At 73.6% G+C, this 12,336-nt stretch carries 10 protein-coding genes; 4 read left to right on the top strand and 6 right to left on the bottom strand.

Annotated elements, in window-relative coordinates; genetic code table 11:
* Window positions 1–23: 23 nt before the first annotated feature.
* A complete protein-coding gene (locus ABZT47_RS29940; RefSeq protein ID WP_354849320.1) occupies window positions 24–3,308 on the bottom strand; it encodes an efflux RND transporter permease subunit in 3,285 nt (1,094 codons plus the stop codon).
* Between the two features lie 130 nt (window positions 3,309–3,438).
* Between ABZT47_RS29940 and ABZT47_RS29935 the strand changes: the two genes are divergently transcribed.
* The 3 genes from ABZT47_RS29935 to ABZT47_RS29925 all read left to right on the top strand — a co-directional run bounded on the left by ABZT47_RS29935 (window position 3,439) and on the right by ABZT47_RS29925 (window position 5,846).
* Window positions 3,439–3,888 carry a MarR family transcriptional regulator gene (locus ABZT47_RS29935; protein WP_354849317.1) on the top strand — a complete coding sequence of 150 codons (450 nt, stop codon included), beginning with the start codon at window positions 3,439–3,441 and terminating at the stop codon, window positions 3,886–3,888.
* Window positions 3,889–3,922: 34 nt separating this feature from the next.
* A complete protein-coding gene (locus ABZT47_RS29930; RefSeq protein WP_354849315.1) occupies window positions 3,923–4,729 on the top strand; it encodes an SDR family oxidoreductase in 807 nt (268 codons plus the stop codon).
* 133 nt (window positions 4,730–4,862) lie between these two features.
* Complete coding sequence (locus ABZT47_RS29925; protein ID WP_354849312.1) at window positions 4,863–5,846, top strand: aldo/keto reductase; 984 nt, start codon at window positions 4,863–4,865, stop codon at window positions 5,844–5,846.
* 75 nt (window positions 5,847–5,921) lie between these two features.
* Here ABZT47_RS29925 and ABZT47_RS29920 read toward each other — a convergent pair whose 3' ends face one another.
* Window positions 5,922–7,028: an epoxide hydrolase family protein gene (locus ABZT47_RS29920; RefSeq protein ID WP_354849309.1), complete on the bottom strand. Its 1,107-nt coding sequence runs from the start codon at window positions 7,026–7,028 to the stop codon at window positions 5,922–5,924.
* 114 nt (window positions 7,029–7,142) lie between these two features.
* Here ABZT47_RS29920 and ABZT47_RS29915 point away from each other — a divergent pair, with 114 nt between their 5' ends.
* On the top strand, window positions 7,143–7,616 hold the full coding sequence (locus ABZT47_RS29915) for a MarR family transcriptional regulator (protein ID WP_354849306.1): 474 nt from the start codon (window positions 7,143–7,145) through the stop codon (window positions 7,614–7,616).
* A 288-nt stretch (window positions 7,617–7,904) separates the two neighbouring features.
* Here the strand turns inward: ABZT47_RS29915 and ABZT47_RS29910 are convergent, their stop codons facing one another.
* From ABZT47_RS29910 to ABZT47_RS29895, 4 genes are all read right to left on the bottom strand, one after another.
* Entirely contained in the window at window positions 7,905–8,510 is a 606-nt protein-coding gene (locus ABZT47_RS29910) for an NUDIX domain-containing protein (protein ID WP_354849303.1), read from the bottom strand.
* Window positions 8,511–8,758: 248 nt separating this feature from the next.
* Window positions 8,759–10,054 carry an RNA polymerase sigma factor gene (locus tag ABZT47_RS29905; protein ID WP_354849301.1) on the bottom strand — a complete coding sequence of 432 codons (1,296 nt, stop codon included), beginning with the start codon at window positions 10,052–10,054 and terminating at the stop codon, window positions 8,759–8,761.
* 81 nt (window positions 10,055–10,135) lie between these two features.
* Window positions 10,136–11,524, bottom strand: coding sequence for a biotin carboxylase N-terminal domain-containing protein (locus ABZT47_RS29900; RefSeq protein WP_354849298.1), 1,389 nt, complete (start codon window positions 11,522–11,524; stop codon window positions 10,136–10,138).
* Between the two features lie 47 nt (window positions 11,525–11,571).
* Window positions 11,572–12,132 (bottom strand): biotin/lipoyl-containing protein, encoded by a 561-nt coding sequence (locus tag ABZT47_RS29895; RefSeq protein ID WP_354849295.1) that lies wholly within the window; start codon window positions 12,130–12,132, stop codon window positions 11,572–11,574.
* Window positions 12,133–12,336 lie beyond the last annotated feature (204 nt).

The following is a 12,336-nucleotide window of genomic DNA, read 5'->3' as shown; positions in this document are numbered from 1 at the left end:
GCCGCCCGGGCCGGGACCGTCCGTCAGCGGCCGGCCAGCGCCTCGGCGTCGTAGACCTTGACCTCGGGCGCGCCGTGGGCGCCTCGGCCGCCGCGACGCGAGAAACGCTCCTTGGTGCGCTCGACGATCGTGTACAGCGTCGGCACCAGGACCAGGGTGAGCAGGGTGGAGGACACCAGGCCGCCGATCACGACGATGGCCAGGGGCTGGGAGATGAACCCTCCCGACCCGGTCAGGCCCACCGCCATCGGGGTCAGCGCGCAGATCGTGGCGATCGCGGTCATCAGGATCGGCCGCAGTCGCCGCCGGCCGCCCTCCACGACCGCCTCCACCACGCCCAGCCCCTGCTCGCGGTACTGGTTGATCAGGTCGATCAGCACGATCGCGTTGGTCACCACGATGCCGATCAGCATGAGCATGCCGATCAGCGCCGGCACGCCGAGCGGGGTGCCGGTGAGGCGCAGCAGGCCGATGGCGCCGGTCGCCGCGAACGGGATGGACACCAGCAGGATCAGCGGCTGGGCGAAGCTGCGGAAGGTCGCCACCATGATCATGAAGACGATGGCGATGGCGGCCAGCATCGCCAGGCCGAGCTGGGAGAACGCCTCGTTCTGGTCCGCGCTCACCCCGCCGATGCTGTAGGCGACCCCGGCGGGCAGGGTCAGCGACCGCATCCGCTCGGTGATCTTGGCGGTGACGGCGCCCAGGTCGCTGGCCTCGGCCGCGGCCGACACCGAAGCGGTGCGGTCGCCGTCCTTGCGCGTGATCTGCGTCGGCCCGGCGACCTGGCGCACCTGCGCCACGCTGGACAGCTTCACCATCCCCGCGGCCGTGGGCAGGCGGAGCCCCCGCACCGCGGCCAGATCGTCGGGCGCCCCGGTGCCGGCGCGCAGGATGACGTCGCTGGTGCGGCCGTCCAAGGTGAGCCGGCCGATGGTGGCGCCGCGGAACGCCTGCGCGACGCTCTGCCCGATGCCCGCCTCGGTGAGGCCCGCGGCCGCCGCCTTGCGCCGGTCGACCTTGACCTCCACCCGCGGCGCGCTGTCCTCCAGGTTGGAGGACACATCGCGCAGCCCGTCGATGCCGCGCATCGCCGAGGCCACCGCGTCGGCGCCCGACCGCAGCGCCGCCAGGTCGGGGCCCTGCAGGATCACCTCGGCGCGGTCGGAGGCGAACCCGCCGCCCTGCCCGCCGACGGTCACCTCCCCCGCGCCGCTCAGCCCCGCCAGCCGGTCGCGCAGCGTCTTCTCCAGCGCGGCGGCGTCGCCGCCCTCGGCGACGGTCACCGAGTAGGACGCCCGGTCGGCCGAGCCGCCCACCCCGCCGGCGAAGGTGCCGCCCGACCCCACGTTGACCTGGTAGGAGGCGACCTCGCCGAGGGAGGACAGCACCCGTTCGACCTTCTTGGCCGCCGCGTCGGTGGTGGCCAGGTCGGTGCCGGCCGGCATCTTCTGGGTCAGGTTGACGGTGTCGTTGCCCGAGGAGTCGATGAAGTTGGTCTTCAGCCCCGGCGCCAGCCCCAGCGTCCCGGCGAACACCAGCAGGCCGGCGACGAGCGTGACCAGGCGGTGGCGGGTGGCGAAGCGCAGCACCGGCAGGTACATGCGCTGCAGCGGGCTGCGCAGCTCCTTGGCCTCGGCCGCCGCCCGCACCCGCAGCGCCTCCTGCGGCGACAGGCGCGGCGTCTTGAGGAACCAGTACGCCAGGACGGGGATGACGGTCAGCGACACCAGCAGTGAGGCCAGCAGCGCCACCGTCACCGTGATCGCGAACGGGGCGAAAAGCTGGCCGATCATGCCGCCGACGAAGGCGATCGGCAGGAACACCGCCACCGTGGTCAGGGTGGAGGCCGTCACCGCGCCGCTCACCTCGCGCACCGCGGCCAGCACCGCCTCGTGTTTGGGCTCGCCGTAGCCCAGGTGCCGCTTGATGTTCTCCAGCACTACGATCGAGTCGTCCACCACCCGGCCGATCGCGATGGTCAGCGCGCCGAGGGTGAGCAGGTTCAGCGAGTAGTCCCCCGCCCACAGCGCGATCAGCGCGATGACCACCGACATCGGGATGGACACCGCGGTGACCAGCGTCGAGCGCAGCGACAGCAGGAACAGCAGGATGACCAGCACCGCGAAGACCAGGCCGAGCAGGCCCTCGGTGGACAGGTCCTCGATCGAGCGCTCCACGTAGGGGGCCTGGTCGAACACCACGGTGATCGCGGCGGCGTCGCCCAGCGCCCGGGTGAGCCCGGGGAGCTTGGCGCGCACGTCGTGGGAGATGCGCACGGCGTTGCCGTCGGGGGTCATGGTCAGCGACATGCCGAGGCTCGGCGTGCCGTTGGTGCGGGTGATGGTGGTGGCGTCGGCCGGCTTCTCCTCGACGGTGGCCACCTCGCCGAGCTTGACCGGCTTGGGCTTGGGCGCCGCCGCGGCGCCCGCCGTGCCCGCTGGTCCGCTCGTCCCGGCGCGCTGTCCTCCGGCGGGGCCCGCCTGTCCCCCGGCGCCGCCCGCGGCACCGGCGCCGCCGGGCCCGCCCTGCCCGGCGGCCGGGGTCTGAGCCTGCGCCGCCGGCGCCTGCGGGGTCAGGTACAGCTCGCGCAGATCCTCCACCGAGGAGATGCGCCGCCCGATCTGCACGGTGAGCGTCTTGCCGTCCTCGGTGAGGCTGCCGGCCGGGATGGGCGTGCCGTTGGCCCGCAGCACCTCGGGGATCGACAGCGGAGACACCCCGTGCAACGCCATGCTGAGCAGGTTGGGAGTGATGACGACCGTCCGCTCGCGCGTCCCCGTCACTGACACCTCCCGCACGCCGGTGAGGCCCCGCAGCTCGGGCACCGCGATGCGGTCCAGCTTGTCGGCCATGGCGCGCTGGTCGCCGCCGTCGCCCACCGCGAGCACCATCACCGGGATGTCGTCGGTGTTGCCCGCCACGACCGTCGGCTCCACCCCGGCCGGCAGGCGCCCGCTCAGCCGGCCGACCGCCTGCTGCAGCTTGGCCACCGCCGCCTCGATGTCGGTGCCGTACTCGAACGACACCTGGATCTGCGCCATCCCCTCACGGGAGGTGGAGGTCACCTCGGTGACGCCGGCGATGCCCTGGAAACCGCTCTCGATCGGCTTGGTGACCTGCTCCTCGACGATATCGGGAGCCGCGCCGGCGTACGGCGCCACCACGAACGCCCCGGGGAACGACAGCGAGGGCAGCAGCTGTTGCTTCAGTGAGGGGATCGCGAAGGCACCGAACGCGCTGATCACGACCGCCACCAGGATGACGAGGCTGCGGTTGGCGAGGCTGAGCCTGGCCAGAGCGGTCATGGGCGTGGACCTTCCGGTTGCGGGAGAAGAAGCCAAAAGTTTCCGGCAATGCTAACACTTCGCGTAGAACGAATATTTAGCACTGCCATGAACTCCTGGTAACCTGACCGGGCCCGCGCGGAAGGTGAAAGTGGACGACAGAGAAGAGCTGATCGCTCGGATCGGCGAGGCGCAGCACGCCCTGGGACGCGCCTTCTCCCACGACCGCTCGCTGCCGCTGCTGGCCCTCAACCTCACCATGCAGCAGCTCAAGGTCGCCCTGATCCTGTCCGGCAGCGGCTCGGCCTCCGGGCAGGAACTCGCCGCCGCCCTCGGCACCGGCCTTGGCACCGTCACCGGCATCGTCGACCGGCTCGTCGCCCAGGGCCTGGTCACCCGCCGCGAGGACCCCGCCGACCGCCGCATCCGCCGCGTCGAGCTCACCGACGCCGGACGGCGCATGACCGAGGAGCTCGTCGACGCCGGCCTGGCCGGCTACCGGCGCCTGCTCGACCGGCTGGACACCGCCACCCTGCGCAGCCTGGACGAGGTGATGACCAAGCTCCGGGCGGCCGCCGCCGAGTTGTACGGCCCCTGCTGAGCCGGCCCGCCCGCCGCTGGTAGCTTCGGGCCCCATGCACACTGGGGACGACACCACCCGCCCGGCGCCCGGCGGGCACCTCCAAGCCCTGTTCTCCCTGGCCGGCCGCACGGCCCTGGTCACCGGCGGCAGCTCCGGCATCGGGCTGGCCATGGCCGAGGCGATCGGCCGCGCGGGCGCCGCCGTCGTCATCGTCGCCCGCCGCAGGCCCGAGCTGGAGGCCGCCGCCGAACGCCTGCGCGGCCACGGCGTCCCGGTCGCCGTCCTTTCCGCCGACCTCGGCGACCCCGGCCAGGTGCGCCGGGTGTGCGACCAGGCCGCCGGCTTCTTCGGCGAGATCGACATTCTGGTCAACGTCGCCGCCAACAACATCCGCCGGCCCATGCACGAGCTCACCCCCGAGGACTACGAGGCGACGATGCGCCTCAACATCACCGCCCCGTACACCCTCGGCCAGCACTTCGGCCCCCGCATGGCCGCGCGCGGCTGGGGGCGCATCATCAACGTCGGCTCCCAGCAGTCGATCAGCGCCTTCGGCGACAGCGGCGCCTACGGGGTCAGCAAGGCCGCCGTCACCGGGCTCACCCGCTCGCAGGCCGAGGCGTGGTCACCCCACGGGGTGCGCTGCAACACCGTCGTGCCCGGGTTCGTGCTCACCCCTCTCACCGAGCCCGCCCAGGCGATCCCCGGCCGGGTGGAGGCCCTGGCCGCGCGTTCCATGGTGGGCCGCAACGGCGAGCCGTCCGACTTCGCCGGCATCGCGGTGCTGCTGGCGAGCGACGCCGCCGAGTACATCACCGGCCAGACGATCTGCGTCGACGGTGGTTTTTCGGTTCATTGACCCGACCACCCGGCTTTACAAAGTAAGACCCCGGGACGGGATTTGACCTGGAGCGTGGTCCAGGAACGACTATGGGAGGCGCCGGCAACCCCCGAGGCCGGCGCCACCGCTAGAGCATCGAGGAGGACCAGCCATGAAACAGCGCACCCTCGGCCGGGACCTGACCGTCTCCGCTCTCGGACTCGGCTGCATGGGAATGAGCGAGTTCTACGGGCAGGGCGACGACGGCGAGTCCACCGCGACCCTCCACCGGGCGCTGGACCTCGGCGTCACCTTCCTTGACACCGCCGACATCTACGGCCCGTTCACCAACGAGCGCCTGGTCGGCGCCGCGATCGCCGGGCACAGGGACCAGGTCGTCCTCGCCACCAAATTCGGCGTCGAGCGCCGGCCCGACGGCACGCGCGTCGGCGTCAACGGCCACCCCGACTACCTGCGCAAGGCCTGCGACGCCTCGCTCCAGCGGCTCGGCGTCGACCACATCGACCTGTACTACCAGCACCGCGTCGACCCCTCGGTGCCGATCGAGGACACCTGGGGGGCCATGGCCGAACTGGTCGCCGCCGGCAAGGTGGGCCACCTCGGCATCTCCGAGGCCGCCCCTGACGTGGTGCGCCGCGCCCACGCCGTCCACCCGATCACGGCCGGACAGTACGAGTACTCCCTGTTCACCCGGGACATCGAGGACGAACTGCTCCCGCTGTTCCGCGAGCTCGGCATCGGCCTGGTCGCCTACAGCCCGCTCGGCCGCGGCTTCCTCACCGGCGCGATCACCAGCACCGACCAGCTGGGCCCGGAGGACTTCCGCGCCTCCAACCCGCGTTTCCAGGGCGAGAACTTCACCGCCAACCGCGCGCTGGCCGAGGGAGTGGAGCAGATCGCCCGCGACAAGGGCGTCACCCCGGCCCAGCTGGCCCTGGCCTGGGTGCTGGTGCAGGGCGAGGACGTCGTGCCCATCCCCGGCACCAAGCGGCGCGCCTACCTGGAGCAGAACGTCGCCGCGCTCGACATCGCGCTGACGCGCGAGGAGCTGGCGCTGCTGGAGAAGGCCGCCCCCAAGGGCGCCGCCGCCGGAGCCCGCTACCCCGCGGCCACCCTCCCCCGCATCACCTCCTGAACCCGGCGCGGCCCCCGCCAACTCCGCCAACCCCGCTCATCCTGCCGGCCCGCGGAGCCCGGCCGGCGGGGTCTTCTAGCGGGTGGTGGCCGGAGGGTCGTACTCGACGCGGGTGAGAAAGAAGTGCCGGACGTCCTCGGCGAGCAGTTCCGGCACCTCCATCGCGGCGAAGTGACCGCCACGCCGGAACTCCGACCAGTGCCTGATGTCGTACAGCCGCTCGGCCAGCGGTCGCACGGGCTGGGTGATGTCGTGCGCGAACACCGCCACGCCGACCGGCACCGGGCACGGCGGCGTTCCCCGCGGAGTGTCGTGGTGCAGCCGCGCCGAGGAGGCCGCGGTGGCGGTCAGCCAGTACAGCGAGATGCCGGTGAGCATCCGCTCGTCGCTGACGGGAGAGTCGGGGCCGGTCCACTGGGCGAAGCGCTCGGCGATCCAGACCAGCTGGCCGACCGGCGAGTCGGTCAGCGCGTAGCCGATGGTCTGCGGAGTGAGGGCCTGCAGGGCCTGGTAGGGCGGACGGTTCGCCATCATCCGCCGGACCTTGTCCAGCCGGGCTTCGTCGGTCTGCGACAGCTCGATGTCGGCGTCCGGCACCGGCCGGGTGGGCAGGAAGTTGACATGCACCCCGACGACCCGCTCGGGTGCCACCGCACCGAGCGCCATGGAGATGCCCGAGCCGAAGTCGCCGCCCTGCGCGCCATAGCGTTCGTACCCGAGCCGGCGCATCAGCTCGGCCCAGGCCCGCGCGATCCGGACGATGTCCCAGCCGCGCTCGCGGGTCGGCCCGGAGAAGCCGTACCCCGGGATCGACGGGATCACCAGGTGGAAGTCGCGCGACAGCGGCTCGATCACGTCGAGGAACTCCAGGAACGAACCGGGCCAGCCGTGGGTGAGGACCAGCGCCAGCGCGTCCGGCTTGGAGCACCGGACGTGGACGAAGTGGATGTTCTGCCCCTCGATCTCGGTGGTGAAGTGCGGAAGCTCGTTGAGCTCGGCCTCGTGCCGGCGCCAGTCGTATCCGGTGCGCCAGTATTCGGCCAGTTCCTTGAGCCGCGCCAGCGGGAAGCCGTAGTCCCACCCGGCGCCGGCGACCTCGTTGGGCCAGCGGGTGCGGGAGAGCCGGTCGGCCAGATCGTCGAGGTCCGCCTGGGGGATGGCGATGCTGAACGGCTTGATCATGGTCTCTCCTCTGGAGGCGTTCATTCGGCACCCGAATGTTTGAGGCACTAACGTTTGTCCGTCGAACGATAGCACGGTCATTAGTGCACCGAACAATTCGTTAGACTCGGCCCCATGGAGAACCCCTCCGAGGAGACGCCCCCCCGCTGGGAGGGCCTGCCCAGCCGGCTGCTCGGCCGGACCGCCGACCACGCGCGCCGTCTGGTCGGCGAGGCGTTCTCCTCCGTCGGCGCCCGCGGCTACCACTACCGCCTGCTGGCCACACTGGAGGAGTTCGGCCCGGCCAGCCAGGCCGCTCTGGGCCGCCGTAGCGGCATCCACCTCAGCGACATGGTCGCGGCGATCAACGAACTCACCGAACGGGAACTGGTCGAGCGCGCCCCGGACCCCTCCGATCGGCGGCGCAACATCATCTCGCTGACCACCTCGGGCAGGCGGCAGCTGCGGCGGCTGGAGAAGCGGCTGGCCGAATGCCAGGACCGACTGCTGGCGCCGCTGTCACCCGAGGAGCGACAACGGCTGGTCGAGCTGCTGTCCAGACTGTCGAACCACCACGACCGCCGGACAGGCACCCTCATCGAGCCGTGAGCCGCGACGGCCTCGGGCATCGGCGCCAAACGTCCCTCCTCCTAGTGCGCCGTCCACGAACGTTCACCGGCTTGGGCGCCATAGCAGGCGCCGGCATCGCCGTACCACGACCCGCCGACCCGGCGCCGATCACCTGCAGCACATGGCCGGGGGCGGAGAGCCGCGCCCGGTGAACGTACGCGGTCACCGCCCCAGGCCGCACTCGCCTGGCCGGGGCCACGGCCGGCGCCTGGTGGCCGCGGCGCCCAACCGCGGCGCCGAAGCGGGCGCGCCGAAGCGGGGCGCCGTTCAGGGCCGGTGGCCGCCGAGGAGGCGGGCGGCGCGGGCCAGGGTCTCGCGGACGTTGGGCTCGCCGGTCAACTCCATCGCCTCCTGGACGCTCAGCCAGCGCAGCGGCGCCTCGGGGTTCTCCGGCCGGGCGGCGTCAGGGGTGCCGGTCGCCAGCAGGAACCGCAGGTCGGCGTGCTCGTGTGCCGGTTCGCGGGGGCTCGGCGTCACCGGCACGATCACCAGGTGGGCGATCTCGGCGGCGGAGCCGGGCGGCCAGGGCCGCAGGTCGGCCAGGCCGGTCTCCTCCGCGCCCTCGCGCAGCGCCACGGCGAGCGGGTCGCTCTCGCCGGGATCGGCGTGCCCGCCGACCTGCAGCCACGCCCCCTGGCGCGCGTGCCATCGCAGCAGCACCCTGCCGGTGGGCGGGTGCAGGATCAGCGCCGACACCGTCACATGCAGGGCGGTCGAACGGCCCCACGGATCACCGGTCGCGGCCAGCGCGCGCGTCCGCTCCAGGTCGGCGGCCTCCAGCGCGGTCGAGGGCCGATAACGGGCCAGCGCCCCGGCCGGCGGATCGGCCGGCGCCCCGCTCGGCGGATCGGAAAGCTCCACGTCCTCGCGCATGCCCTGCCCCCGTACCTCACCAGGGGTGGTGCGCGGCCCGCGCCACCGCCCCCGCGCCGATGCGTCCCGCCGAGGCTCGCACATCGCCGGCGGCCCCGGCAACCGGATCACCTTCGCGGCGGACGGCACGCCGCCGGCGCAGCCGATCGCCTCGGCCATGGCCCGCAGCCGCCGGTGACCAGAGCCGTGCGGCCGGCCAGCGGCCGACCATACGGCGTCACCCACCGTCACCCGCCGTCCGCCCAGTGTCACCCGGCGTCCGCCGGGGCGCAGGCGGCGGCGCGGGACAGCAGCAGGGTGCGCTCGCGGTCGTTGCGGGTGAGCGCGGCGGCGCGCTGGAACTCCTCGCGCGCCTCGGCGGTCCTGCCCAGCCGGAACAGCAGGTCGCCGCGCACGCTGGGCAGCAGGTGGTAGCCCTTCAACGCCGGATCGGCGGCCAGCTCCTCCACCAGCGCGAGCCCCGCCTCGGGTCCGAAGGCCATGGCCAGGGCGACCGCGCGGTTCAGCTCCACCACCGGGGAGGGCACCTGCCGCACCAGCGTCTCGTACAGCGCGGCGATGCGCCCCCAGTCGGTGTCATCGGCCCGGCCGGCGCGGGCGTGGCAGGCGGCGATCGCCGCCTGCAGCGTGTAGGGGCCCGGCGCCCCGCCGGTCGCCCCGCCGGTCGCCTCGGCGCGCTCCAGCGCCGCCAGCCCGCGTCCGATGGCCGCGCGGTCCCACCGGCCGCGGTCCTGCTCCAGCAGCAGCACCGGCTCCCCCGACGGGCCGACCCGCGCCGCCGAGCGCGAGGCCTGGATCTCCATGAGCGCGACCAGGCCGTGGACCTCCGGCTCGCGGGGCATCAGTCCGGCCAGGACGCGGCCCAGCCGCAACGCCTCATCGCACAGCGCCGGCCGCATCCAGTCGTCCCCGGCGGTGGCGGTGTACCCCTCGTTGAAGATCAGGTAGATGACCTCCAGCACCGACGACAGCCGACCGGCCAACTCGGCGCCGGCGGGCACCTCGAAGGGGACGCGGGCGTCGGACAGGGCGCGCTTGGCCCGCACGATGCGCTGTGCCACGGTCGCCTCGCCGGTCAGGAACGCGCGCGCGATCTCCTCGGTCCTCAGCCCGCCCAGAAGGCGCAGGGTGAGCGCCACGCGCGCCTCGGTGGACAGCACCGGATGGCAGGCGGTGAACACAAGGCGCAGTATGTCGTCCTCGATGCCGCCGTCGAGGGAGTCCTCCAGCGCGGCCAGGGCCGCGTCGTCGTCCCGCCCCTCGGTGAGCAGCTCGTGGCCGAGCTCCTCCACCTTGCGCGCGAGGCGCTCGCGCCGGCGGATCAGATCGATCGCCCGCCGCCTGCCGACGGCCATCAGCCAGGCGCCGGGGTTGTCCGGCACGCCCTCGCGCGGCCACTGCTCCAGCGCGGCCACCAGGGCGTCCTGGGCGAGCTCCTCGGCCACGCCGATGTCGCGCACGACGCGGGCCAGGCCGGCCGTCACCCGAGCCGACTCGGCCCTCCACACCTGGTCGATCGCCCGATGAGCCTGCGAAGCCGCCATGGCGACCAATCACAGCATCTTCCCCGCCACCCCCGCAAACCGGCTCCCCTTCGGCGTCCCGCGGGCCTTCTCCGACGGGCGTCAGGACCACGGCCCGCCGGGCTGCGGCCCGCCGGGCTGCGGCGTTGACATCATCTGCTCGACCAGGCAGGTGGTGTGCTTGGCGTAGCGGAACAGCGGGTGGGCCAGCACCTCCCGCAGGAACGGCAGGCCGGTGCGCAGGCCGGGCCCCTCCAGGAGGGTCTCCTCCAGCGCCCGGTCGGCGCGGGCCAGCGCCTGGACGCGCGTGGGCGCCCACACCGCCACCTTGGCGATCAGCGGGTCGTAGTCGGCGGTGATCCGCGTCCCGGCCGAGGCGTGGGTGTCCACCCGGGTGAACGGCCCGCCCGGCGGCACGAACCGCTCGATCAGCCCCGGCGTGGGCAGGAACCCCCGGGCCGGGTCCTCGGCGTTGACCCGGCACTCGATGGCCACCCCCGAGGGCGCGATGTCCTGCTGCCGCAGCGTCAGCCGGCGCCCGGCCGCGACGAGGATCTGCTCGCGCACCAGGTCCACGCCGGTCACCATCTCGGTGATGGGATGCTCGACCTGCAGCCGGCAGTTGACCTCGATGAAGTAGCAGGCCCCGTGCTCGTCCAGCACGTACTCGAAGGTGCCGGCGCCCACGTACCCGGCGGCGCGGGCCGCGCGCACGGTCAGCTCCCCCAGGTGCTCGACGGTCGCCGCGGGGAGGTTCGGCGGCGGGGTCTCCTCGATCAGCTTCTGGCGGCGCCGCTGCACCGAGCAGTCACGCGCGCCCAGGTGCACGACGTTGCCGTGGCCGTCGGCGAGGATCTGCACCTCCACGTGCCGCGCCGCGTCCAGGTACTTCTCCACGTACACCCGCGGGTCGCCGAACAGCGTCAGGGCGTCGCGGCGGGTCGCCGCGTACGCCCGGGCGAAGTCGCCGCGTTCGTGCACCACGGTCATCGCCCGGCCGCCGCCGCCCGCCGAGGCCTTGATCACGACGGGGTAGCCGACGGAGCCGGCGACACGGGCGGCCTCGGCGGCGCCCCCGGCCGGGTCAGCGCCGCCGGGCAGCACGGGCAGCCTGGCCTCCACGGCGAACCGCCTGGCCGACACCTTGTCGCCCAGGCGGGCGATGACCTGCGGCGCGGGGCCGATCAGGGTCAGGCCGTGCGCCTGGCAGATCTCGGCGAACTCGGCGCTCTCCGACAGGAACCCGTACCCGGGGTGGACGGCGTCCGCGCCGGTCTGGAGCGCGGCGGCGACGATCGCGGCCGAGTTGAGGTAACTGCGCCGCGGCGCGGCCGGCCCGATCTGGACGGCCTCGTCGGCCAGGCGCACCGCCGCGGAGTCGCGGTCCGCCGTGGAATGGGCGACCACCGTGCGTATCCCCATCTCGCGGCACGTCCGGAGCACGCACAGGGCGATCTCGCCCCGGTTGGCGATGAGAACTGTGGTGAACATGGCGCTCCAGCGTGCTCGGAGGTGTGGGGACCGGCCGTCAGGGGAGGTCAGGGGCCCTCGTGCGGGACCAGGGACAGCAAAGGCTCCTCGTATTGCACCGGGGCGCCGTCGGCGGCGACGATCGCGCGGACGCGGCCGCCGCGCTCGGCCTGGACGGCGTTCATGAGCTTCATGGCCTCGACGATCCCGACCTGCTGGCCGGGTTCCACGATGTCGCCGACCTCGACGAACGGCGGCCCCCCGGGCTCGTGGGCCCGGTAGAACGTGCCGACCATCGGCGAGGTGACCACGACCGCGCCGTCCACGGCGGCCGGGTCGCCAAGGCCCTCACCGGGCCTCTCCCCCCGCTCCGCCCCGTCCGGGGACCCGCCGCCGTGCAGGGCGTGCCCGCCGGTGCCGCCCTGACGCGCGTCCGGCGCGCCGGGAACGGGGACGTGCTCCCCCGCCCCGCGCGCCGCCGCCCACTCCACGGCGACGGCCAGCGTGGCGGTGGAGACGGTGATGCTGCGCAGCGGCGCGGAGCCCGCGCCGGCCAGCCGGGCGGCGTGGCGGACCACCCAGTCCAGCACGCGTTCCCCCTCGTCCTGCGGTGTGGGTTCGGCTGTCATGCGTGTCCTCCTTCGACGGGCACCGCGTCGCGGTACGGCGCGGACGGCGCCGGCGCGGACGTGCCGGCGCCCTGCCGGCGGGACCGCCGCCGCGTGGCGCCCGGACCGGCGTGGCCGGGTGTGGCCCGGTGCCGCCGGCAGGGGCCTGGCGCTAGAAGGCCACTGAAGATCTTGTCTCGGTGGCGGTGTTTGTGGTCGGCCGTG

The sequence above is a fragment of the Sphaerisporangium sp. NPDC005289 genome, from assembly GCF_040607455.1.
Taxonomy (GTDB): Bacteria; Actinomycetota; Actinomycetes; order Streptosporangiales; family Streptosporangiaceae; genus Sphaerisporangium; species Sphaerisporangium rhizosphaerae.
This window is presented reverse-complemented; position numbering and strand designations above follow the sequence as displayed.